The 24,925-nt window shown below is 38.4% G+C and carries 24 protein-coding genes; 13 read left to right on the top strand and 11 right to left on the bottom strand.

What is annotated here, in order from left to right; translation table 11 throughout:
• Positions 1 to 263: flagellin (locus LBH98_02235; protein ID MDR0303575.1), on the bottom strand; the 263-nt coding region annotated here is incomplete at its 3' end.
• Between the two features lie 427 nt (positions 264 to 690).
• Here LBH98_02235 and der point away from each other — a divergent pair.
• Positions 691 to 2,055 (top strand): ribosome biogenesis GTPase Der, encoded by a 1,365-nt coding sequence (gene der, locus LBH98_02230; protein ID MDR0303574.1) that lies wholly within the window; start codon positions 691 to 693, stop codon positions 2,053 to 2,055.
• 323 nt (positions 2,056 to 2,378) lie between these two features.
• Here der and LBH98_02225 read toward each other — a convergent pair whose 3' ends face one another.
• Genes LBH98_02225 through LBH98_02215 form a run of 3 tightly spaced genes read right to left on the bottom strand, consistent with a single transcriptional unit; the run spans position 2,379 to position 4,411 of the window.
• On the bottom strand, positions 2,379 to 3,383 hold the full coding sequence (locus LBH98_02225) for a glycosyltransferase family 9 protein (protein MDR0303573.1): 1,005 nt from the start codon (positions 3,381 to 3,383) through the stop codon (positions 2,379 to 2,381).
• Entirely contained in the window at positions 3,380 to 4,039 is a 660-nt protein-coding gene (locus tag LBH98_02220) for an HAD-IA family hydrolase (protein MDR0303572.1), read from the bottom strand. The genes LBH98_02225 and LBH98_02220 overlap by 4 nt, the downstream gene beginning before the upstream one ends.
• Entirely contained in the window at positions 4,040 to 4,411 is a 372-nt protein-coding gene (locus LBH98_02215) for a hypothetical protein (GenBank protein MDR0303571.1), read from the bottom strand.
• A gap of 274 nt (positions 4,412 to 4,685) precedes the next feature.
• Between LBH98_02215 and LBH98_02210 the strand changes: the two genes are divergently transcribed.
• A complete protein-coding gene (locus LBH98_02210; GenBank protein MDR0303570.1) occupies positions 4,686 to 6,320 on the top strand; it encodes an ATP-binding cassette domain-containing protein in 1,635 nt (544 codons plus the stop codon).
• 54 nt (positions 6,321 to 6,374) lie between these two features.
• Here the strand turns inward: LBH98_02210 and LBH98_02205 are convergent, their stop codons facing one another.
• A complete protein-coding gene (locus tag LBH98_02205; GenBank protein MDR0303569.1) occupies positions 6,375 to 7,403 on the bottom strand; it encodes an MlaE family lipid ABC transporter permease subunit in 1,029 nt (342 codons plus the stop codon).
• 113 nt (positions 7,404 to 7,516) lie between these two features.
• Between LBH98_02205 and fbaA the strand changes: the two genes are divergently transcribed.
• From fbaA to pstC, 9 genes are all read left to right on the top strand, one after another.
• Positions 7,517 to 8,596 (top strand): class II fructose-bisphosphate aldolase, encoded by a 1,080-nt coding sequence (gene fbaA, locus LBH98_02200; GenBank protein ID MDR0303568.1) that lies wholly within the window; start codon positions 7,517 to 7,519, stop codon positions 8,594 to 8,596.
• Between the two features lie 54 nt (positions 8,597 to 8,650).
• A complete protein-coding gene (pheS, locus tag LBH98_02195; protein ID MDR0303567.1) occupies positions 8,651 to 9,694 on the top strand; it encodes a phenylalanine--tRNA ligase subunit alpha in 1,044 nt (347 codons plus the stop codon).
• Between the two features lie 16 nt (positions 9,695 to 9,710).
• A complete protein-coding gene (locus tag LBH98_02190; protein ID MDR0303566.1) occupies positions 9,711 to 10,802 on the top strand; it encodes a prephenate dehydrogenase/arogenate dehydrogenase family protein in 1,092 nt (363 codons plus the stop codon).
• 1 nt (position 10,803) lies between these two features.
• Positions 10,804 to 11,370, top strand: a complete 567-nt coding sequence (gene lptC / locus LBH98_02185) for an LPS export ABC transporter periplasmic protein LptC (GenBank protein MDR0303565.1) — start codon at positions 10,804 to 10,806, stop codon at positions 11,368 to 11,370.
• Positions 11,371 to 12,438 (top strand): hypothetical protein, encoded by a 1,068-nt coding sequence (locus LBH98_02180; protein MDR0303564.1) that lies wholly within the window; start codon positions 11,371 to 11,373, stop codon positions 12,436 to 12,438. It abuts the gene before it with no gap.
• 92 nt (positions 12,439 to 12,530) lie between these two features.
• On the top strand, positions 12,531 to 14,636 hold the full coding sequence (locus LBH98_02175; GenBank protein ID MDR0303563.1) for a chemotaxis protein CheA: 2,106 nt from the start codon (positions 12,531 to 12,533) through the stop codon (positions 14,634 to 14,636).
• Between the two features lie 749 nt (positions 14,637 to 15,385).
• Complete coding sequence (locus LBH98_02170) at positions 15,386 to 16,237, top strand: extracellular solute-binding protein (GenBank protein MDR0303562.1); 852 nt, start codon at positions 15,386 to 15,388, stop codon at positions 16,235 to 16,237.
• A 194-nt stretch (positions 16,238 to 16,431) separates the two neighbouring features.
• On the top strand, positions 16,432 to 17,307 hold the full coding sequence (locus LBH98_02165; protein ID MDR0303561.1) for a substrate-binding domain-containing protein: 876 nt from the start codon (positions 16,432 to 16,434) through the stop codon (positions 17,305 to 17,307).
• A gap of 4 nt (positions 17,308 to 17,311) precedes the next feature.
• A complete protein-coding gene (gene pstC, locus LBH98_02160) occupies positions 17,312 to 18,157 on the top strand; it encodes a phosphate ABC transporter permease subunit PstC (GenBank protein ID MDR0303560.1) in 846 nt (281 codons plus the stop codon).
• Position 18,158: 1 nt separating this feature from the next.
• On the opposite strand, the gene LBH98_02155 is transcribed toward pstC, so the two are convergent.
• The 6 genes from LBH98_02155 to LBH98_02130 all read right to left on the bottom strand — a co-directional run bounded on the left by LBH98_02155 (position 18,159) and on the right by LBH98_02130 (position 23,616).
• The gene (locus LBH98_02155) at positions 18,159 to 19,757 is read right to left on the bottom strand and encodes a GHKL domain-containing protein (protein MDR0303559.1); all 1,599 of its coding nucleotides are present in this window, start codon (positions 19,755 to 19,757) and stop codon (positions 18,159 to 18,161) included.
• A complete protein-coding gene (locus LBH98_02150; protein ID MDR0303558.1) occupies positions 19,754 to 20,431 on the bottom strand; it encodes a response regulator transcription factor in 678 nt (225 codons plus the stop codon). The genes LBH98_02155 and LBH98_02150 overlap by 4 nt, the downstream gene beginning before the upstream one ends.
• Positions 20,428 to 21,066: a phosphate signaling complex protein PhoU gene (gene phoU, locus LBH98_02145; protein ID MDR0303557.1), complete on the bottom strand. Its 639-nt coding sequence runs from the start codon at positions 21,064 to 21,066 to the stop codon at positions 20,428 to 20,430. The genes LBH98_02150 and phoU overlap by 4 nt, the downstream gene beginning before the upstream one ends.
• Entirely contained in the window at positions 21,063 to 21,815 is a 753-nt protein-coding gene (pstB, locus tag LBH98_02140; GenBank protein MDR0303556.1) for a phosphate ABC transporter ATP-binding protein PstB, read from the bottom strand. The genes phoU and pstB overlap by 4 nt, the downstream gene beginning before the upstream one ends.
• A 198-nt stretch (positions 21,816 to 22,013) precedes the next feature.
• Entirely contained in the window at positions 22,014 to 22,835 is an 822-nt protein-coding gene (gene pstA, locus LBH98_02135) for a phosphate ABC transporter permease PstA (GenBank protein ID MDR0303555.1), read from the bottom strand.
• 124 nt (positions 22,836 to 22,959) lie between these two features.
• A complete protein-coding gene (locus tag LBH98_02130) occupies positions 22,960 to 23,616 on the bottom strand; it encodes an energy transducer TonB (GenBank protein ID MDR0303554.1) in 657 nt (218 codons plus the stop codon).
• A 263-nt stretch (positions 23,617 to 23,879) separates the two neighbouring features.
• On the opposite strand from LBH98_02130, the gene LBH98_02125 reads away from it, so the two are divergent.
• Both LBH98_02125 and LBH98_02120 read left to right on the top strand, forming a co-directional pair.
• Positions 23,880 to 24,221, top strand: a complete 342-nt coding sequence (locus LBH98_02125; protein MDR0303553.1) for a hypothetical protein — start codon at positions 23,880 to 23,882, stop codon at positions 24,219 to 24,221.
• Positions 24,222 to 24,287: 66 nt separating this feature from the next.
• A partial coding sequence (locus LBH98_02120) for a leucine-rich repeat domain-containing protein (protein MDR0303552.1) occupies positions 24,288 to 24,925 on the top strand: 638 nt, incomplete at its 3' end.

Below are 24,925 nucleotides of genomic sequence, written 5' to 3'. Positions count from 1 at the left end.
TGCAAAATCGCATGAATTTCGTTCATCGCTCCTTCGGCGATGTTTAAAGCGCTGATACCGTCCATAGTGTTCTTCTTTGCTTGTTCTACGCCTCTGATTTGAGTTCTTAAACCTTCCGACACGGACAAACCCGCGGCGTCGTCGCTGGATCTGTTAATTCTAAGACCGGTGGATAACTTTTCAAGGTCTTTGCTGAGCGCTCTGTTGTTAGACGCAAGAGCGTTCTGAGTAACGATTGATGGTACATTGTGATTGATACGCATAAGAAACCTCCATGTTTCGCCGTAATAACGGCTGTTTGTTTATTTTTCTAACGGCATCCTTGCCGCTACATTATATTTATCGTAATTATTTAAATAAACCTTTATACTTTTTTTATGTTTTTTGAAAAAAAATTATTTTTTCCTCTCTACAAGCGGACTTTATGAATATTTTTTTCTGTCTCACCCCGACTTTCACCTAATACCGACAAACTTTCCCGCCGCCGTTATATATTTGAGCGATTAGTAAGGACATGTCTCTTTCATTTTTTGCCAGTAGCGATTTTTATCGCTTATTTTTTCACGAGGAGTGTCGATTTTTTTGGCAAATAGTATTTTTATATGGGATTCAAATCAAACATCGACTTGTAGAGTGGAATTAGCGAATAAACGATGAAACTCGTATGCGTGTTACAATAAAGGAAATAAAATGACAAAACTTCCGACCGTAGCGGTTGTCGGACGACCAAATGTCGGCAAATCGACGCTTTTTAACAGAATTTTGAAGAAAAAAATAGCGGTCGTCGACGACAGACCAGGCGTAACGCGCGACAGAAATTATATGGAAGCGGAATGGAACGGTTCACATTTTACGATTATCGATACCGGTGGAATGGTTCCGGAATCGAAAGAAAAAATGGAACGGGAAATTAATCGTCAAGTCAATATTGCGGTAAATGAGGCGGACGTTGTTTTGTTTTTGGCTGCCGCCGACGTTGAGCCGAGCGATTTGGACTGTGAAATTGCAGTCCGTTTGCGAAAACAATGCAGCGACAAGTTAATTTTAGCGGTAAATAAAACCGAATCTCCGTCTGCGGAAATTACAATGCATAGTTATTGGAATTTGGGATTGGGCGAACCTATAGGCGTTTCGGCGCTTCACGGAAAAGGCGTTGGCGATATGCTTGATAAAATCATTGAAAAAGTAAACGCCGTTGAAAAAAAGAAAGACGAGATAAACTACGCCGTAAAGATCGCGGTCGTAGGTCGTCCGAATTCGGGAAAATCATCGCTTGTGAATAAAATTCTGGGTGATAAACGGGTAATTGTAAGTGAAATTGCCGGCACAACTCGCGACAGTATAGACACTTCGTTTGATTTCAACGGGAATTTAATAAAACTTATAGATACGGCCGGGCTTCGCAAAAAAGCTAGAGTAAACGACGATGTGGAATATTATTCAAATTTACGCGCTCTGGGAAGCATCGCTCGCTGCAACATTGCGGTTTTACTTGTAGATACCGCAAGAAAATTGAGCGAACAGGACATGAAAATCGTAGCGCATATAATATCCGAAAGAAAAGGACTGATTATATGCTGGAACAAGTGGGATATTATTGAAAAAGACGGTAAAACATTCGACACCCTGGTAAAAACAAGCCGTGAATCATACAAAGATTTGGAAAATATTCCTATGATTTCAATTTCGGCATTGACAGGGCAGCGAGTAGTCGATATTGTAAGATTATCGCTTAAAATTAAAGAAAGATCGCAGTTTATTGTTCCAAAATCCGAGCTTGAAGACAAATTTTTTTCATGGACGCGGCGAAATCCTCATCCGTATATTGTAGGCGAAGCGGTTCGATTTTTGGGAATTAAGCAACAGGAGGACGAATACCCGCACTTTATAATTTTTTGCACAAACCCAAACCGAGTTACACAAGATTACGCTCGGTATCTTAAAAATCGAATTTATGACGTTTTTGAATTTGAGGGTTTATTTGTCGTATTGGATTTCAAAAGCCCGGGACGCAGCGGAGCGAAAACCCGTGAAGAATTTGAAAGCGATTCTTGAGTTGTAAAAAAGAAGGACGTTTCGAGTACACGGCGATTTTTTCGACGAGCCGCCTTTTTTTTGCTTTGCGGCAAATGATATATTCTTTTAGAGAAAGGACTGGAAGGGTAAAAATATGCAAACAATGACAGCGACAACGGCTAAAAAGAACTTTGACGAAATTTTAGAAAACATTCAGAATGATAACGAACCGATATTCGTTGTCGGTAATGAAAAAGCAAAGTAATCTTTTTTGTTTTACAGAAGCAGTGAAATCAAGACAGAATCGGTTTGTAAAGTATATTAACGGTTATTTTGATTACGTAAAAAAATTTAGCAAGATTTTACATTAATCTTAAAAAATCCTCAATTTTCGAAATAAAATCCTTCGGGGACACGCTTTCCAAACAAATCTCGGACGAATACGGGCAAAAAAATTTGTGAGATTTAATCGTGTAAGAATGACTGCATGGACGACATTTGCAATTTCCGTTCAAAACCGCTGATTTTTCACCAAAAGGTCCGGTGCGTCTTTCATCCGACGGTCCTAGCGCCGAAATCACATCAACACCGCAAAACACCGCTATGTGCATAAGCCCGCTGTCGTTCGACAAAAATAATTTGCATTGAGAAATACTGTCTCTTAATTGTGTCAAAGACAAGTTTTTTAGAATTTCTACGCCGGAATAATTCTCAAAAAATCGCAGCTCTTTTTCTTCGTCCGCACCAAAATAAAATCGCAGTTCATAATCGGAATAATTTTCTAAAAGAAAATCGGCGACTTTTCTCCAATTTTCAACATTCCAACGTTTATAAGCGGAATTTTTAGAGCAACCGACATGAAAGCCGATGATTTTTTTATCGTTTTTTTTACTGGGAAATCTTTGGATTTTATAATTTTCTTTAAAAATCCCCGACTTTTTAACCAATTCAAAGTTTTGCTCGACATCGTGAATATTCTTTACGACCTTATGCGGAACATTATTCAAAAAAGCGAGAGTTTTACGCGAACTGTCGGGATAAACCGAACCTATCCTTTTTTTTGCACCGCACAAAAAATTCAGCAAATTATAATGAAATTTCGCCGACGGAAAACTTAAAATTGAGACATCATACCTTTCTTTGCGGATTTGCATTATCGTTTTTATCGTTTTTACTTTGCTTTTTCCAAAATGAAAATGATTTTTATGTAAACATTTAAACTCTTCCCAACAATCAAGTATTTTACCGACCGCATCGTGAAAACTCAATATATCAAAATCTATATTTTGCTCTTTTAATGTTTTCAGAGCAGGATAAAGCATAATCAAATTTCCGATTCCGAACGGCGACAATATTAAAACCTTCATCGATTTCGCCCTAATATTTCAACTACTTTTTTATACAATTCGTCGGAAGTATTTACCAAATTATGCGGATTTACCAGTTCCAAAACCTCTCGGGAATCCCATCCCCAAGTAACGGAAATTATATCAATTCCCGCATTTCTGCATGCAACTACATCTCTGCTTTCGTCTCCGATATAAACCGCTTCTCCTTGCGAAATATTGTACTCCCGTAAAAATTTCTTAATGGTTTTATGTTTGACGAAAAGCGAATGACCTTTATCGCAAAATATTTCTGAAAATATATCAAATTTATTTCTCAATAAATATTTTCGTATGTTCGCTTCACGGTTACTCGAAACGATACTTAACTTATACCCCTTTTCTATAAGTTTTTCGCAAACAGATTTCAGTCCCGACACTACCGCAAATTCATCCGCATATTTATGAAAATGTTCTCGAGCCGAATTTACCACGAAAGGTAATTTGTAGAATGGAATCTTAAAGAATTTAATTTTTTCAATGGCGTTCATGTCTTTGAGAAGGTTCAAATTTTCGTTGTCTATCGTCCGCAATTTATACTTTTTTGCCAAACGCTCATTCCAAAATTTCGCCAACGTATCGGTCGTCTCCGAAATCGTGCCGTCAAAATCGAAAATCACCCATTTTTCGCCGTTCATTCAGTCAAAAATCTCCTGCTTCAATTTTTTTTTGGAAAATTCTTTCGCAATTAAAATTTCCCATTCTTTTGCAAAGTTTCCATACTCTCTCTGTAAAATTTTCACCGAAACAGTTTGCAAATCTTTCATTTTTTCATATATCGAATATAATTTCTGCTTTTCGACAAGCGCAAAAAATTTGTCAAAATCCCTGTTTTTTCTGACAATCGGAATAATGAGTTTTACCGCGTTCTCATATGTTAGCGAAAGTTTCTCGGCGGTTTTTTCGATTCCAACGTCAAAAACTTTTTCGTAAATTTCCTTTGCTAAAACTTTTTCGTTTTTTCTTCTTAATAAAATTTTTTCAATCGGCGATAAATTTGAACTTGCCATAGCCCCTCTTCTAAATCATACGTAAAGCGAATATAATATATGACTAACCGATATTGAACCTTTAATTAATCTTGCTTTCTATAAAAGGTTCTCCAAACGCTTAATCAAAATAATTTTTGCTAAACTTAGTATCAAGCAAAAACAAAATAAATATGAGAGGAATTTATTTAAGCGCGGGTAATCTAAATCTTTAGCGGGAATTATATAATCTCTTGTTTCCTTGAAGAGATTATAGTATTTTATCGGGTAAAATTGTGATAAAACAGGAGAAAACATGATTTCCGTTGAAAACTTGACGCATACTTTCGGTTCAAAATTGCTTTTTAAGGATGTAAATTTGCAATTCACTCCGGGAAACTGCTACGGACTTATCGGTGCGAACGGGTCTGGAAAATCGACTTTTTTGAGAATTCTTTCCGGCGAATTGGATATTTCCAAAGGAAACGTATCAATAGAAAATAAAAAACGCCTTTCGTTTTTGCGGCAAGACCATTACGCTTTCGACGAATTTTCGGTTATGCAAACCGTTCTTATGGGACATAAAAAATTGTATGATTTGATGATAGAAAAAGATGCTTTAGAAGCAAAAACCGATATGAGCGACGACGACGGAATGCGGCTTTCGGAAATTTACGGCGAATTCGGCGAATTCGGCGGTTACGAGGCGGAAAGCGATGCGGGCGTTATGCTTGAGGGGTTGGGAATTTCCACCGAGCGGCACGGGGACTTGATGAAGAATCTTGAAGGCGGCGAAAAAGTTAGGGTTTTGCTTGCGCAGGCGCTTTTTGGAAATCCCGATATTTTACTTTTGGACGAGCCGACAAACCACCTTGATATTGAGTCGATAACGTGGCTTGAAGACTTTTTGGTAAATTTTCAAAATACCGTTATCGTCGTTTCGCACGACAGACATTTTTTGAATCAGGTTTGTACGCACATAGCCGACATTGACTACGGACAAATCAAAGTTTACGTAGGAAATTACGATTTCTGGTATGAAGCAAGTCAAATGGCGGCTACACAGCGTCAACAGGAAGGTAAGCAGCGCGAACAGAAAATTGCGCAATTACAGGAATTTATCCGTAGATTTTCAAGTAATGTCGCAAAAGCGAAACAAGCGACCAGCAGAAAAAAATTGATAGAAAAATTAACGGTTGAAGAATTACCCGCTTCTACGAGAAAATTTCCGTATGTCGAGTTCAAACCGGAAAGAGAATGCGGAAAAATGATACTTTCCGTCAAAGATTTAACTTTCAAAGTAGATGACGAAATCACACTTGAAAATTTTAATTTAAATGCAAACAGCGGCGACAAAATTGCGTTTATCGGTTACAACAACAATATAAAAACCGCATTTTTTGATATTATTTCGGGAAAAACAAAGCCGATATCCGGTTCGTTTGAATGGGGAATTACGATAAAATCATCGTACATGCCCAGAGATAACTCCGAATTTTTTGATACGGAAGACAATTTGATTGTTTGGCTGTCGAAATTTTTGAACACGCAGGACGATACTTTTGTACGCGGATGTCTCGGGAGAATGCTGTTCTCGGGCGAGGAAGCGCAAAAACCGTCAAACGTTCTTTCCGGCGGAGAAAAGCAACGCTGTATGATTTCTCGTTCAATGCTTTCCGGTGCGAACGTATTGATTCTGGACGAGCCTACGAACCATTTGGATTTGGAATCCATAACCGCGCTTAACAAGGGGCTTATGAAATTTTCGGAGGTCGTTTTATTCGGTTCGCACGACCACGAATTTTTGAACACCGTCGCCAACAGAATTGTAGAATTTACGCCAAACGGAGTAATTGACCGGCCTATCGGTTTTGATGAATATTTTGAAGACGGTGAAATAGCCGCAAAACGCGATTCGATGTATAAAGGGCATAAAAGGTTGGAACTGTAAGAGAAAACGTAAATGACGAATATATGAACGCAATCTTTCGCCATAATGCGATTCTTAATACAAAAACGAAAATAAGGCATCGGTTATTACAATAACGAAAATCGCGCTCACTACCGATTTAGTAGTAGCTTTCCCGACTTCTTCCGCACCGCCGCGTACCCCAAAGCCGTAATATGTTCCGATCCACAAAATAAGCCAAGAGAATACCAGCGATTTTATCAGAGAAATTACAAAATCCTTGAAAATAACATTTTTTGCAAATTCGTCAACTATAATTTCAATAGAAAGCCCAGAATAAAAGTACGCAACAAAAAAACCTCCTAAAATTCCCGAAAGCGTCGCCAATACGCTCAAAAGCGGCATTGTAATCGATAACGCCCAAAACTTCGGAACGACGACAAACTGAATTTCGTTAAGTCCCATAGTTTTCAACGCGTCAATTTCTTCTTGGACTTTCATTGTGGCGATTTCGGCGGTTGTTGCAGAACCGGTTCGTCCCGCAAGAATTATCGCCGTCATAAGCGGACCCATTTCACGTATCATACTTATAACCACCAGCATCACCAAAAAAACATCCGCTCCGAACTGTTTGAGTTGTATCGCCGATTGCGTTGCAACCGCCACTCCGATTAAAAAAGTCAAAACGACGGTTATTCCCAATGCGCCGTAGCCCAAATTATACATTTGTTCACCCAAAACTCCTTTACGAAAGTCACGCTTCCATAAAAGACCGATTGTCCCCCAATAAACCATTTCCACCAAAACAACCAACGCTTTACAAAATTCGTCCCACAAATTTGCGATAAAATCGCCTAGTAATTCGACAAAATTTGTTTTCTTTGACGGAATTTTGCTTTGGGAATAATCGACTTGCCGCAAAATTTTTTTTATTTCGTCGGAAATATTCACAATTTTTACGTTTTTATTTTGAGAAATAAGTTTAAAGAAAGCGACGGCGGCAGAATCGAAAAACTGAATTTCGCTACAATCTATGCAAATTCTATTTTTATCGGAAAGAATGTTCATTCCCGTTTCTTCAACCCAAATCCTATCAATTTCTTTCGGCAAATTTATTGTTTTCATGTTTGAAAAATATGTTTTGCCCGTCTAAAAAAATAATACCTGTTGCAAAACCGTCTTTACAAATAGTATTTTGAAAGCGATTTAGATTATAATTTATTTAAGGAGTTATGTTTATGGGAATATTCAGCGAAGTTAACCCCGGAGTGATTTTCGGCGATGACGTCCGTAAAACGTTTGCGATTGCAAAAAAAGAAAAATTTGCAATTCCCGCAATGAACGTAGTAGGGAGCGATTCAATTAACGCGGCTATGGAAGCGGCAAAAAAAGCAAATTCGCCGATTATTATTCAGTTTTCAAACGGCGGTGCGGCGTTTAACGCGGGAAAAACGCTTAAACTCGGCGACCAAAAAGAAGCGGTTTTAGGCTGCGTCGCAGGCGCAAAACATATTCAAACGCTTGCACAGGCATACGGTGTTATCGTTATTCTTCATACAGACCATTGTGCAAAAAAACTCCTTCCTTGGGTTGACGGATTAATAACGGAGAGCGAAAAGAATTTCGCATCTACAGGCAAACCTTTGTTTTCGTCGCACATGCTTGACTTGTCGGAAGAACCGCTTAAAGAAAATATTGAGATGTGCAAAGAGCGTTTGACAAAAATGGCAAAAATGGGAATGACTTTAGAAATTGAACTCGGGATTACCGGCGGCGAAGAAGACGGTGTGGATAATTCTCACAGAGCAAAAGACGAACTTTATACTCGTCCCGAAGACGTGTGTTATGCTTATGAGGAATTGAGCGAGGTTTCTCCGAATTTTACAATCGCGGCAAGTTTCGGCAACGTTCACGGGGTTTACAAACCGGGAAATGTTGTGCTTGAACCCAAAATCTTAGACCAGTCTCAGAAATTTATTGAAAAGAAATTAGGATTTGCGGCGGGAAGCAACCCAGTTAATTTCGTTTTTCACGGCGGAAGCGGAAGCGAACCGGAAAAAATTGCGGAAAGTTTGAATTACGGCGTTATTAAAATGAATATTGATACAGACACTCAGTGGGCGGCATGGGAAGGCATTTTGAATTTTTACAAAGCAAACGAAAGTTATTTGCAAGGGCAACTAGGTAATCCCGAAGGCGAGGATAAGCCGAACAAAAAGTATTACGACCCGCGTGTTTGGCTTCGTAAAATGGAGGAAGAAATTGTTGAACGTTTGCAAGTCGCATACAAAGATTTGAATGCGCTGAATAGAAACTAAAAATTGTTTTAGCGGTATTGTTTTTATTGGAATTCCCAAAAAACGAGGAAAACTATGCTTGAAAAACTTGAAATTTTGAAAAAAGAATTTGACGCGGATTTGGCTTGCGCCGCAGATAAAAACGCAGTTTTGAACGTGAAATCTCAATATATAGGCAAAACGGGAAAGATGAACGACGTTTTAAGCAAAATGAAAGACGCTTCAATAGAAATAAAAAAGAGCGTCGGCGCAAAATCGAATGAAATCAAAACCGAAATGAGCGTAAAAATTGATGAAAAATTAGCGAAAATTGAAACCGATGAAATTAACGAAAATTTGACGAAGGATTGGATTGATATAACTCTGACCGACAGTAAAAAAGATTTAGGCTTAGTTTCGGCGGGATATCATCCGGTTTCTATCGTTCAACGAGAAATTGAAGATATTTTTATATCAATGGGTTTTGAAATTCTAGACGGACCGCACATTGAAGACGAATATCATAATTTTGAAGCGCTGAACATTCCGGCAACCCATCCGGCGCGCGATATGCAAGACACGTTTTGGTTTTCAGACATGAAACATCTGCTTCGTACGCACACTTCTACGATTCAGGTCCGCGGAATGGAATCGCATAAACCGCCATTTAAATTTGTAGGCCCCGGTAAAGTTTTCAGATGCGAAGCGACCGACGCATCCCACGAAATAGCGTTTCACCAACTTGAAGGAATGATGGTCGGGGAAAACGTAAGTGTAGCGAATTTGATTTATTTTATGAAAACGCTTTTGTCCGAAATTTTTAAAAAAGAGGTAGAAGTCCGCTTGCGTCCTGGATTTTTCCCATTTGTAGAACCTGGATTTGAATTGGATATTCGCTGCCTGAATTGCGGTGGGAACGGTTGTTCGGTTTGCAAGCATTCCGGATGGCTTGAACTTCTTCCGTGTGGAATGGTTCATCCCAATGTTCTAAAATACGGCGGAATCGACACGGAAAAATACAACGGTTTTGCGTTTGGGCTTGGACTTGACCGTTTAGTTATGATGCGTTATCATATCGACGACATTCGCCTTATTCACTGCGGCGATTTGCGATTCGTCAAACAATTTGCCGAGTTTTGATTTTTGTCGTGAAAGTATGAAAATAAAAAAAATTGCAATTTATTCCGTCGGACTTTTGGGAGCAAGTATCGGCTCGGCGATGAAAGCAAGCGGTTTTGACGGTGAAATCGTCGGTATTTCTTCACAAAAAAATATTGACGACGCGATTTCGATCAAAGCGATTGATTACGGCGTAGATTACAGTGAAACCCAAAAAATTCTTGAAACCGCCGATTTGCTTTTTTTGTGCGCGCCTATTGAGGTTATTATTGAGACTATAAAAAAAATTTCAAAAATGAATTTGAAAAGCGAAATGATAATTACCGATATTGGAAGTACAAAAAACGAGATTGTCGAAACCGCGCAGAAATTTTTACCAAAATCCGTTAGATTTGTGGGAGGACACCCGATGGCTGGCAGCGAAAAAAACGGAGCGAAATTCGCAGATCCGTTTTTGTTTCAAAATGCGGTGTGGGTTTTATATTCGCAAAATAAGAGCGACGCCGACGAATTGGGAATTTTTTTGGAAAAATATACGGGCTGCAAAACAAAATTTATAAATCCTGAAATTCACGACAAAATCGCAGCGGTAATAAGTCACATTCCGCATATAATCGCTGTCGGACTTGTTAATACCGCCGAAAAAGTCAATCAAAAAATCAATACGACGTTTGATTTGGCGGCGGGCGGTTTCAAATCGCTCACGAGGATCGCTTCTTCACCCTATAAAATGTGGCGCGACATTTACAAAACCAACAAGAAAGCGAATATTGAAATTCTAAACCTCTTTATAGCCGAAATGGTCGAACTTCGTAAAAAATTAAAAAACGATTCTTTAGAGACGTCGTTTGAAAACGCAGTAAAAACTCGTGCGAAATTGTCGGAAAATCAAAAAGGATTCGTTCATAATTTATATAGAATTATCGTAATCGCGGAAGATAAACCGGGATTTTTAGCAAAAATTCTCACAATTTTGGCGCAAAATAATTTGAATGTGAACGATATTGAACTTTTGAAAGTCCGCGAAGGAGACGCAGGATCGTTCATGTTTGCGTTCATAGAAAAAGCCGATTCTGAAAAAGCGATAAACTTGCTTAGTTCGGCAGGATTTTCGGCAAAGGTCGATTGAAATGAGAATACTAAAACTGATAATTGTTGCAGTTACAATATTTTTTTGTTCCTGTTCACAAAAAAAGAGCGGTAATGTTATTTTATCCAACGATTCAATGGCGGACTCTGTCTCTCAAATACTTAATCTTTCAAAAATCACCGCGTATAGAAATGGAAATAAAATATGGGAATTAAATGCAAACGAAATCATTCAAATTTCCGAAAATAAACGAATTAAGGCAAATCCGGTAAAATTGCTTATTTATGACGAAACAGCGATTTTGAGCGCAGTTTTATACGCCGACAGCGCAATTTCAAACGAAAGCACCGACTCCCTCTTTGTTTGGGGAAACGTTAAATTTAACGCTGAAAGCGGTGAAAAACTATTTTCTAATTCGCTTGAATGGAATAAGAGAAAAAAAATGCTGCTTTCAAACGATTTTGTCGAGCTAAAATCAGCAGACGGAGAAGTCATGCGCGGAAAAGGATTTAAAGCTGATGAAAGTTTTAAGTGGTGGGAATTTGCTCAGGAAGTTACAGGAAATTTCCCGTCAGTTGATGCGGAATTTGAAAAAAACGAGGATTAGGTGCAAAATAAAATTGTAATTATTGCAATTATTACAACAATCATAAATTCAAACGCTTTAGAATTGATAAACGCGAACACAAATTCAAACAAATTTGAAAACGGCACTGTCGTAAGCACTCTTTCCGGAAATGTTGAGTTTTTGTGGAACGAAACGCGGATTTTTTCCGACAAAACTATTTGGAAACGCGGCGAAGGACATCTTTTAATGTCAGGGAATATAAAGGTTCTGCGCAACAAACAAGAATTAAAGTGCGATTTTGCAGAATTTCGTTCAAAAGGAAAAGTTCTACAATTAAAGGGAAAAGTTTTTGCAGTCGATACGAATTACTGCGCGACAATGACTGCCGGAACGGCGGATTATTTTATTAATAACGACAGCGTTTTTTTAACTAAATGTCCAAAAATATACTTTTGGGATTCGATTTCGACCGATACTTTCACTATAGCCGGAAATATTATGAATTATACTTCAAAAACAGGAATTGCGCGTGCAGCCGACAGTGTAAAAATAAACGGCGCGGATTTTGTTTCGTTTGCAGACAGCGGATATTACTTTGCAGACGACAAAAAAGGAATGTTGACAGGCAACCCGCGTATAGAATACGAAAACAGTTCGGTAAAAGGCGACACTATTCATATATTATTCGGAGAAACCTCGTTAAATGAATTTTTTGTTATCGGAAACCCTGTCGCCAATAGCAGCGAAGACGAAAACGGCGATAGTACTTTTATGGAACTTATCGGCGACACGCTGAGATTTTTAATTCAAGACCAAAAAATTTCACAAATTTTATCAGAGAAAAACTCTTCGTTTAAGCGGTTTAAAAAAGATAAAGAAGATGTTGCGGACAAAATGCAAGGCGAAAGAATTTTGACTTTTTTAAATAACAAAGATATTGAAAACTACAAGATGCTTTCAATCGTTGAAGGAAACGCAAAAGCGATTTATTTCGACCAAAAAACCAAAAATGAATCGTCCGGCGACACATTGAAACTATTTTTTGACGACGACGGCGTAAATAAAATTATTATTTTAGGAAAAGTTAAAGGCAGAGTCGAGGAATAATAAATTAAAAATTCCGAAAATACTTTTTTTTCTGAAATCATTAAACGCAATAAATTATTTTACTGTAAATTACGGTAATGACGGAGAAATTCATGGGAAACGAAAATACCGCCGATTTGGATATGATGGTTGGCTTTATAGACGAAGCGATGGACGACTTATACAGTGTTGTTCAAAATTTTCTGAATTTGAGGTCAAGCGGGTACGACGAATCGACAGTTCAACTACTATTCAGGGTGTTTCATTCAATAAAAGGAAATGCCGCCTATTTTAACCTTACTGAAATTAAAGAATTAAGCCATGCCATAGAACAGGTTATGGATGGCATTCGACAAAAAAAACTCTCAATAACGGACATGGTTATAGACCTTTTAATTGACGGTTCAAACGGAGTGTCAAAAGCATTTGAAGAAATCCGTTCAAACGGTACAAAAGCAAAAATTCCCGATTCCGTAGAAAACGCCAAAAAAGCGATATTGGATTTTTTAAAGAACGGAGAAAATGAAAATAACGGAGATTCGTTAAAGGTTATTGAAGAAATACTGGAGGATTTATCGGCTATTAAAGAGGATAACAGCGCAATTTCCAACACTATAAAGAAATATGAAGAAAGACTGATAAAATTAAATTCCGCGAATAAAAAAGAGACGGCGCAAAAACCGTCCGAATACCAAGAACTTGAAAAAATAATGAAAGACGGCAAATCATATCCGTCCGGCGATAAAATATTCGGACAAATCAGAGTTCTTATTGAAACGCTGAGACAGTTTATAAGCGATTCCGGCGATTCAAACAAAATCATTAACGAAATGCTTGATAATATTTCTATAGCCGAAATGACTATAGGTATGGATCCGCTTATAAGAACGACGATTTTGGAACAGATGGAAAAACTTACGATAACTATCCCTGCCGGTCAGGACGTAAATTCCGACTCACACAAAGAAACCGAAAAAGAAAAGAAAATAACCGAACAACCGGTTCAACAAACTCAAGCCACGGCTAAAACTATGCGTATTTCGGAAGAATCCGTGGATAATTTCTTGGCTTTCGTAGGCGAATTGGTAATCGTAGAAGATATGTACATGAACCTTGGTTCAATGGCAAATCAGACGAAAAATATTCGTAAGGAAGACGTTGTAGCCGAACTCAAAAAAATTACTGAAACGTTTAGCCAACTTTCACGAAATTTGCAAAAAAGTATAATGGAGATTCGTAAGGTTCCGATTGACCAAATTTTCAAAAGAATGCCAAAGATCGTTAATGAAGTCGCGGCAAAAACCGGTAAAAGAATTAAGGTTGAAATTGAGGGCGGCGATTTAAGAATAGATAAAACTATTCTTGAAATTTTAGAATCGCCGCTTGTTCACATGACCAGAAACGCCGCCGACCACGGAATAGAAAAACAGGATGTAAGAGAAGCCGCAGGGAAAGAAAAAGAAGGAACGATTACGCTTTGCGCCGTTGAAAAATCGGGAGTCGTTACGGTTACAATTAAAGACGACGGAGCGGGATTAAATCTTGAAAAACTTCGTGCAAAAGCAATAGAACTCGGAATAATGAGCGAAGCAGAGTTGTTTGACCAAGAAAAAATCATCGGCGTTATGTTCGCTTCCGGGGTATCGACCGCATCGGAAGTTACAGATATTTCCGGACGAGGCGTAGGAATGGACGTCGTTAAGAAAAATCTTGAAAAGGCAAATGGGAAAATTTATACCCATACGGATCAAGGTATAGGCACTACGTTTATCTTGACTATTCCGTCAGTGATGACAACACAAATTATGCAGGGTTTTGTCGTAAGAACCGAAACCGACAGGTTTATCTTACCGCTTGAATGTATAGAAGCGAGCATAAGCGTCGGTGAAGCGCACATTGAAAGCATTAATGAAAAAGGTCATGTCCTTCAATTCAAAGAAGGCGTTATTCCGGTTCAACGGCTTTCAGAAGCGGTAGAACCTGTAGGTGCGGAATTTAGTGCGCAACCAAAAGAAATTATTGTAATTATGCGTAACAAAGGCGTTTATCAGGCATTTGTCGTTTCTGCAGTTGTCGGAATCCACCAAATTGTGAAGAAAGATTTGACGTTACCGCAGGAATTCGCCGAAAACATAAGCGGCTCTGCGATTATGGGCGACGGAATAGTTTCGCTTTTGCTGAACATTGACGCATTGATGGGGACAGAAGAAGCAAAATAAATATCTCGTGGCCTATATACCCTGTCGGCAAGTCGCCGCCAAACAAAACGGGGTGCAGATATATCTGCGTCCCGCATTCATTTAACACCGCCACGTCACTATGAGTGCAACAAATTAATCATTTACTTTTTTAGCAAGAAATAAATTTTTCTCGACATATTTAATTCCTTATTAAAACAAGAAATTCAAAAAACCTGCGAGAATATAAAAACAAAATACGGGAAGCAATAAAAATACAGGTAAAAAACCAAATATATATAAACCGGCAAGAGAAAGATCTATACACAATTGATTACCCCTCCCCCGATATTGCCTGTCCATTTCCGCCCTCAACAGAATTAAAATCTCTACGAAGTTGTTCCACATCTTCTTTGTAAATTCTTTCTTTTTCCTGCATAGATAACTTGTTTCAATCTTCCGCTTCACTTGCAAATTCACCGTTGAAATTTTTCATTTTTATCCCCCTCCGCCCAATTTTATTATAATCATTATAACAAAAATACTTTTTTTAAGTTCGTTTTAAATATATTTTTTCTGTTTATTGAAAATCTTATCGCCGTTTTTTCAGGTTATCTACGCTGTTTATGTAATAAAGCGATTATTCGCGATACCGATATGGGTATATAAGTGCAATATTACGATTTTGCAAAAATTTCACACAAATATCCTCAAAGTTTTGACTTTTCTTAAATATTTTACACATGACGCTCAAAAGCGTCTTCGTTTTACTTAAATTAAAGGAGTGTTTTATGAAAAAGCAAACGGCAAAATTAGTGATTTTAGCGTTTTGCACAATCGTATCAATGGTTTTTGCACAGGGCGGAAAACAAACGGACGTTATTACGGTTGTTTCCCGTGAAGAAGGTTCGGGAACCCGTTCGGCATTCACGGAATTGTTCGGAGTTGTGGATGACGACAAAAAGGATATCACTACTCTTAACGCCGAAATTACCAACAACACAGCGGTGATGATCGGCTCAATCAAGAACAACAAAAGAGCCATCGGCTATGTCTCTATGGGTTCGCTCAATAGTGAAATTAAAGCGCTGAAAATTAACGGCGTAGAGGCAAGCGCAAAAAACGTGATAAACAATACATATGCGATTTCACGCCCGTTTATCATAGCGAATAAAAGCACGATTTCCAAAGCGGCGCAGGATTTCATAAATTTCATCATGAGCGTTGAAGGACAAAAAATCGTTGAAAAGAACGGATACATAAGCGTAGGCGCAGTTAAGACGTTTGTTACGTCCGGCGCAAGCGGAAAAGTTGTCATCGGCGGCTCATCTTCGGTTTCTCCGCTCATGGAAAAACTTAAAGAAGCGTACAAGGCGTTGAACGCAAACGTGCAAATTGAGATTCAGCAAAACGATTCATCCACCGGCATAAAAATGGCTGAAAGCGGAGTATGCGACGTAGCTATGAGTTCCAGAGAACTTAAATCGGGCGAACTTGAAAAAGGACTCACTCCGACAATCATCGCCAAAGACGGAATAGCGGTTATAGTAAACAAGGAGAATCTAATCGACAATATGAGCAAAGAGCAAGTTAAATCCATCTTTGTAGGAAAAGTTACAAAATGGAGCGACCTGAAAAAATAGCACAAAAACAGATCGAAAAATGCGGTGAAATTCTATATAAATATTGATTTTACCAATTTTTTCGGTCTGTAATGCTTTTTTAAAGAAAATTTACAAAAATTTTACATAAAACTTTAAAAGATTTTGACGTTACTTAAATATTTTTTTAATATGGTTGTTTTTTATGTATTTTTAATAAAAAAAGGAGTTTCTTAATGAAAAGACGAGCGGTAAAATTGTTTCTTATTGCGTTTTGCGCATTGGCGACGATTTCCTGTAATAAGCAAAAAGACGCTGCTAAAAAACAGACAAGCGGAATTATCAGCGGAAAGATTACGGTTATTTCACGTGAAGAAGGTTCGGGAACCCGTTCGGCGTTTACCGAATTGTTTGAAATTCTCGACCAAAACAAAAATGATATTATGACACTTGACGCAGAAATTACCAACAATACTGCGGTAATGCTCAGTTCTATAAAAAGCAACAAGAGATCTATCGGTTATGTTTCCATGAGTTCTCTCAACAGTGAAGTTAAGGCGATTGAAATTAACGGCGTAGAAGCGAACATTGAAAATGCAGTAAATGACACTTATCCGATTTCACGACCGTTTATCATAGTTACGAGAAATCAAATTTCCGAGTTGGCGCAGGATTTCATTAAATTCATTATGAGCGTTAACGGACAGGAAGTCGTCCAAAAAAACGGTTATATAAGTTTATACGAAAGCGAAGTTTTTGTTTCGTCTTACGTTAGCGGAAAGATTGTCGTGGTCGGTTCGTCTTCGGTTTCTCCGCTTATGGAAAAACTTAAAGAAGCGTATTCGGCTATAAACGAAAACGCGAAAATTGAGATTCAGCAAACCGACTCGTCCGCAGGGATAAAGGCGGTTGAAAATGCGATATGCGACATCGGTATGAGTTCTAGAGCGCTTAAAGACAGTGAAAAAAACAAGGGATTTCAAATACAAATTATCGCAAAAGACGGAATTGCCGTTATCGTGAACAATGAAAATTCCATTAACAATTTGAGCAAAGAACAGGTTAAATCCATATTTAAAGGTGAGATTTCAAAATGGGACGAGTTGAAATAAATAAATGAAACAGACTAAAGAAAAAATAGCGGAATTTTTGTTTTTTGTCTCGGCGGTAATTTGCATTTTATGTGTCGTTCTTATCTGTTTATTTTTATTTGCCGGCGGAGTTCCGGCGATGTTCAAAATAGGCGTAGGCGATTTTATCTTTGGTATGAATTGGCGCCCTATGAGCGGTCAGTTCGGTATATTTCCAATGATAGTAGCCAGTATTTGTGTGACGGTTCTGGCGCTTACGTTTGTCGCTCCAGTTGGAATTTTGACGGCTGTTTTTCTGTGCAAATTCTGCGACAAAAAAATTGAAAGCATATTAAATCCTATGATTTCGCTTTTGGCGGCTATTCCGTCGGTAGTTTACGGATTTTTCGGATTAGTAGTAGTTTGCCCTATTATTCAGGAAGTATTCGGAGTAAGCGGAAAATCGCTTCTTGCCGCGTCAATAATTCTTGCAATAATGATACTTCCTACGATAATTGCGGTTTCGCAAGCCGCTATAAAAGCAGTTCCGGAAATCTATTACGAAGGCGCACTGGCGCTCGGCGCAAATAAAGAGGAGTCGGTATTTTTTGCTATGCTTCCGGCGGCTAAATCCGGAATTATCGCCTCTATCGTTCTTGGAATGGGGCGCTGTGTAGGCGAAACTATGGCGGTTATTATGGTAGCCGGAAATCGTGCAAAACTTCCGGGCGGAATACTTGACGGAGTGCGTACACTTACGGCAAACATAGTACTTGAGATGGGTTATGCCGCCGATTTGCACCGCGACGCACTGATTTCAACGGCGGTAGTCTTGTTTGTATTTATTTTGGTTATAAACTTGTTGTTTTCGATTATAAAAGGGAAAATATAGGTTATTTCACAAGCGGAAATTTAACTACAACCTTTGTCCATTTTTCTTCAACACTTGAAAGATTTATTTCTCCTTTATGTATATCTACAGCATGTTTAACTATGGAAAGTCCTAGTCCCGTTCCGCTTTGCCTTCCCGTTCGCGAAGAATCCACACGAAAAAACCGTTCAAATACACGACGTTGCATTGAAAGCGGAATTCCTATTCCCGTATCGGTAACTGATAAAACTACCTTATCTTCTTTCGTTTTGATTTCAACGAATATTTTGCCGTTTTCCCGATTGTATTTTACCGCATTATCCAATAGATTTTGCAAAATTTCATATAGAAGACGCGGAACGGCGTTTATACAAACGTTTTTACCGTTTAATTCGTATGATATTTTCTTATCATCGGCTTTTTCTTTAATTTTTGAAATCGCATCTTTAACAAAATCATACAAATCCACTTTTTCAAACTCAAAACTGCTGTTTTCGTCAAGATTAGATAACTGAATAATATCATTAATAAGCGAAAGCAGGCGTTGCGATTCGGAATGAATTTTTTTTGCAAAATCCGTTATGTCTTCGGGTTTTGCCATTCCGTTAGCCATTATTTCGGAATAACCGGAAATTATTGTTAACGGCGTTTTGAGTTCATGGGATACGTTGGCGGAAAATTCCCGGCGAAGTTTTTCTCTGTCCGCTTGCTCCGTTATATCCATAAGCAAAACCGCCGTACCGATTTTTCTTTCGTTATTCGTAATCCGGCTGGCAATCATTTTTATTGTTCCGCCGTGCATCTCAAATAAAGATTCCTGCTTTGTTGTTTCAGGCGTAAATTTCATTCCGCTGCGAAATTTTTCATCTCTGCACAACACTAAAATATTTCGATTAACAAAATTATCGTCTTCGTTGTTTCGTCGGCTCAATATGTTTATCGCTTTTTTGTTACAAAATAAAATTCTGTCGTTTTCATTCAAAATTATTAAACCGTCCTGCATATTTGCAGTAATAGTCTCAAATTGAGTTTTTCTGTTCTTCAGATTATCCAATTGAACTGCAAACGAATCGTTTCTATTTTTTATCTTGTGCATAAGCGGCGATAATTCGTCAAAAATTACACTGTCATGCGGATTTTCCATATCGATTCCGTTTATACGACCGACAATCTTTTTTGAAAGCGTTTTAGCGGCGACCATTGCGAGTATCGACGTTAATATTACCATAAAAATCAAAACCGGAATAAATTTTCTCGCATAAATTATATATTCGTCCGCACATATTATTACGCGAATCGTCGAACCGTCGTAACGGCGCAGTTCTTGATATAATATTTTTTTGCCTATCGGGTTGAAACGTTCCGATTCTTTTGTCGTTTTTAAGACATTTCCGTTTTTGTCTATGTACAAAATACTGTGCTGCATTATGTGAATTGAATCCAAATACGACGTTCCGTAAGCGTCTATTCCGTTATTTATCATTTTGAGGAGCAGCTGCGATTCGTTTTTTATTTTATGATTTTCATAATCACTATATGCGGCGTAATTGACCAGTAAAGCGGTAATCGTTATTGCCGTAACGCTTAAAACGCAAATTGCGGCAAAAACGATTTTTTTCATTCAATTTCTCCGATTTTATAACCGACTCCGCGTATCGTTTGAATATATTTTCTCGCTTTGTCGATTTTTGCTCGAAGCGACATGATATGCGTGTCAACGGTACGCGTTTCTACCGTAACATCATATCCCCAAACTTTTTCTAAAAGTTCTTCGCGTGAATATACAATATTTTTGCTACGCATAAGGAAAACAAGCAAATCAAATTCCTTTAGCGTAAGATCTATTTTTTTACCGTCGGACGAAACCAAATGTTTTGCGGTATCGACTTCGAGTATTCCCAGAATCATTTTATTATCCGAAACGCAGCTTTTTTTTGTGCGGGCAAGCAAACGTTTTATTCGCGCAAGCAACTCGGTAATCCCAAACGGCTTGGAGACATAATCGTCTGCGCCGCTGTCCAACCCGATAACTTTGTCAAACTCCGAACTTTTGGCGGTTAACATAATAACCGGAATGTCGCTAATCGTTTTCATGGAACGTATCTTTTTAAGGATACTTAATCCGTCTTCTTTTGGAAGCATGATGTCTAATAAAACCAATTCCGGAACGTTTTTTTCAATTTCCGTCCAAAATTGCCCGCCGTCGGAAAAGCCTTTACATTCAAATCCTGAATTTTTTAACGAATAAATTACCAATTCGCGAATAGAGACATCGTCTTCTACGATGAAAATCATCGCTGGTCTCCTATAGTATAAACAACCAATTTAGCGATATTTTTTGCGTGGTCGCCAATTCTCTCAAGATATTTAGCCGTCATCAAAATATCAAGCCAAATTTCAGCGTTTTTTCCGTCTTCTTCAATGTGTTTAATGAAATCTTTCTTAATTTCTCTGAAATGATTGTCTATAACGTCGTCAAATAATATTATATCCTTTGCTTCTTCGACTTTGTTTTTAACAAAACAATCGACCGCGTCCGAAATAATTTTTGATACGGATCTTGCCATATCCTCCATATATTTCCCGACAAAATATCGCTGCTCGTCTTCGGATTGCTCAAACAAAAACGCTATGTCTGCGGCGTTGTCTCCAATCCTTTCCATGTCGTTTATCATTTTCTGCGATCTTGTAATAAAGAGTAAATCTCGTGCGACCGGTTGCTCTCTTATCAAAAGCATAACGCAGAAAAATCCTATCTCGCGCTCTTTATCGTCTATTTCTCTTTCCAATTCCAAAGCTCTTTGCCGTAATTGCCTATCGTTTAAAACCAACCCGCGAATGGCGCAATCAATCGCTTCTTCACACATCGCCCCCATAAGAGTTAACTCATTATGAAGTTTTTCTAATTGTTTGTTGTACGCTTCCCTCATCCGAATCTCCCTGTAATATAATCTTCCGTTCGTTTGTCTGTCGGGCGTGAAAATATTTTTTCCGTCGCGCCGTATTCGATTATTTCGCCCATAAGAAAAAATGTCGTCGCATCCGATATTCTTGCCGCCTGCTGCATATTATGAGTAACGATTACTATGGTATAATTTTCTTTCAATATTTCAGCCAAATCCTCTATTTTAGACGTAGAAATAGGATCAAGCGCACTAGTAGGTTCGTCCATAAGCAAAATTTCCGGATCTACGGCCAACGCTCTTGCAATACACAGCCGCTGCTGTTGTCCGCCGGAAAGAGCTAACGCAGGTTTTTTCAGCCGATCCTTTACTTCGTTCCAAATAGCCGCGTTTTGAAGCGATTCCTCTACTATAATGTCTAATTTGGCTTTATTTTTTACCCCATGAGTTTTCGGTCCGAAAGCTACGTTGTCGTATATGCTCATAGGAAAAGGATTCGGTTTTTGAAACACCATTCCTACGCGTTTACGTAAATTATTGACATCTACCGAATTTGCGTAAATGTTTTGTCCGTCAATAGAAACATTTCCAATAATTTTACAATTCTCAATTAAATCGTTCATTCGATTAAGCGTCTTAAGAAATGTCGATTTTCCACATCCGGAAGGGCCTATCAACGCGGTTATTCTATTTTGTTCAATAGAAACATTCACATTCTTAAGAGCGTGAAACTCGCCATAATACAAATTCAAATCGTCGGCGGTTATTTTATTCAAAATATCTCCTTTTTATTTTAAAAGAAACATTTGTATGTAAATTTTTCTTAGTCATAAACGCAAAATGTATGTAAAATCATCAAGGCTGACGTAAAAACGGCTAAGGATTCCTCATACTTTTCTGAAAATAGTAAATTTCCAAGTATTGTACGGTAATATCAGTGTAATTTTCGCACTTATTTTTCTTTTTACAGACGCTTATCTTTTTCCAATTTTTCCGGCGATATAATACGAGAACGAATTTATAAAAACTACGATTATAAATAAAACCGCAGACGTAGCGAACGCTTCTTTCGTATGAAATCCTTCGCTTGAAATACAATACAAATGAACCGCAAGAGTACGTCCCGAAGAATTTATGCTCTGCGCTACGTTCACAGCGGTTCCTGCGGTGAAAATGAGCGCCGCCGTTTCGCCGAATATTCGTCCGAGAGATAAAATTACTCCGGCGAATATTCCGTTAAACGCACTTGGAAGAATTATCTGAAACATAGTGCGAAGTTTCCCAGCCCCAAGTCCGAAACTTCCTTCGCGATATAAATCGGGAACGGCGATTAACGCCTCTTCCGCAGTTCGCATAATAACCGGTAAAGTCATAATCGCAAGCGTAAGCCCGCCCGCAATTATTGAATATCCCATTTTCAGATGTATTACGAAAAGCAGCATTCCGAACAAGCCGTAAACAATCGAAGGTATTCCGGTAAGGGTTTCGGCGGCGATTCGTATTACTTTCACAAATTTGTTGGATTTCAAGGCGTATTCAGTCAGATACGCCGCAGAAAATATACCTATAGGGATAGAAATGGAAAGCGCCGTTATTATTACTATTATCGTGTTTATTAGCGCCGGAAAAAGCGACACGTTGTCGCTTGTGTAGTTAAGATCAAACAAACCCGGAGATATATTCGCCAGTCCCATAAACAAAATGTACGCCGAAACAAAAACTATGGAACAAATAGTAATCGCCGCACTTGTATAAACTGCGCAGCGAAGCGCAAGCGTCATTTTTTTTATTTTCATATAACTTTTACCTTTGTTATGTTTTAACTTATATATCGTATTATGAATTTACCGGATAAATGTAAATTTTTGTCTGTATCAATTGTAAAATCTATGTGAAATTTGAAAATAAGCAAAATTTTTTTTAATCGGTCAGTTTAAACACGATTGTCTGATTTGCGTTTATTGAAACCGGTTTACCGTTTTGAGTCGCCGGAGAAAACCGCCACGATAAAACGGATTTCTCAATCGTTTTTTCAAACAAAACGTGAGGACTCGACAAAAGTCTCATTGAAACGACTCGACCTGTCGTATCGATAGTGTATGAAATCTCGGCGATTCCCTCTATTTTCGCAGATTTTGCCGCACGCGGATACGGAATTTTAGGCATATAAAGCGGTTTTGGCGAATTTGTTTGAGGACTTTCATAGTTTTTCACTTTTTCGTTCTGAAAATTCTCAGAAACTTCGCCGATTTCGCCAATCTCGGATTCGTCCATTCCAGAAACTTCGCCGATTTCGCCAATTTCGGATTCGTTTGCTTCGACAGTAGAAACAACTTGTTCGAAACTTTGCGAATTTTTCCGATCAGACGACAAACTTTGTCTTTTCTGCGCCGTCTGCGATTGGAAAGCGTCCGTAGTTTGCCGTATCGCTCGCGAACTTACAAGCGTTAAGAGCGGAACATTAACGTTTGAATCGGGCAACGATTTTGAATCGCGAAACGAAACCAGAAACATAAGCAGCGCGATATGGATTATCACAGATAAAAAAATATTTGCAGCGATTGTTTTTATTTCCAAGTCAAATACCTTAAAAAACGGTTAAAATAGAAAAAATTATTTTTACGATTCAAAATTAATACATGAAAATAGTTTATTCTCCCTTTTTCAAACAAGTAAATTACTAATCCTCCTATTTGCTTATTGAGAAATACGGCAAATATTATTCCACTATGAACAAAAATTCCAAAAAAATAAAAAATTCAGGCGAACGCCGTAAAAAAATATTATATTATTTATAATAATGAAATATTGACTAAACCAAAATTAGAAACGTGACAACAATGAGTAAGACGGCAAAAACTAAATCATTTTTCTTAGCGCTTTTTAACGCGGCGCGGACGGTTTACGCCCATATAACGGCGAAATTAAATTACGCGTTTGACATCGTCAATTCCTCGTTAAGATTTACCCCCCCCCCCCCCCCCATCAAATTCCGTGCCAATCCTCTCGCAGAGCGGGTTTACGGATATAAATCGGTATTATTTTCTGACTTTTTTAATATAATAAATCAATTTTTCATTACCTTTTCTCGTAAAGTTTTCTTTACGATTATTCACTCGTTTTATATCTTCGCAAGACAAAATTGTTTCGTAAATATTACACAAACCGCGTCATTGCGATGAGCAAGAGCGACGAAGCGAACTATAGACGGACATGAAAGAGAAGATTATTAAACACAGGAGTATTGTATGCGGAACAAAAACAGTTTTCTAAAAGTGGCGGTGGCATTGGCAATAGCCGCACAGATGGTATCGGCGGCGGAAGACATCACCGACAAATTTACCGACCTTAATTTTAGAGCGAAAGTGTATGAGGCGATAAATAAAACCGCTCCCGCTCCGATATACGACAGTGATGTGGATACTGTAGAATCGCTTGACGTATCGGAGCGATATTATTCTGTAGGGAATATAACTTCTCTTGCCGGTATAGAATATTTTACCGCGCTGACGAGGTTGGAGTGCTCCTACAATCAACTGACAACATTAGATGTATCAAAGAATACCTTATTGACAAGCTTGTCTTGCTACAGAAATAACCTGACAACTCTGGATGTGTCGGGATGTACCGCCCTGACATCGTTGGATTGCCGAGACAATCAACTGACGACTCTGGATGTGTCGGGATTTACCGCGCTGACATCGTTGGAGTGCTCCTCCAATCAACTGACGACGCTGGATGTGTCAGGATGTACCGCGCTGACATCGTTGTATTGCTTCAACAATCAACTGACAACACTGGATGTGTCGGGATTTACCGCGCTGACGACGTTGTATTGCTCCTCCAATCAACTGACAAATCTGGATGTGTCGGGATGTACCGAGAT

It is taken from the genome of Chitinispirillales bacterium, assembly GCA_031254455.1.
GTDB lineage: Bacteria > Fibrobacterota > Chitinivibrionia > Chitinivibrionales > Chitinivibrionaceae > WRFX01.
The sequence above is the reverse complement of the archived record's forward strand: the minus strand, read 5'-3'. Positions and strand labels throughout refer to the sequence as shown.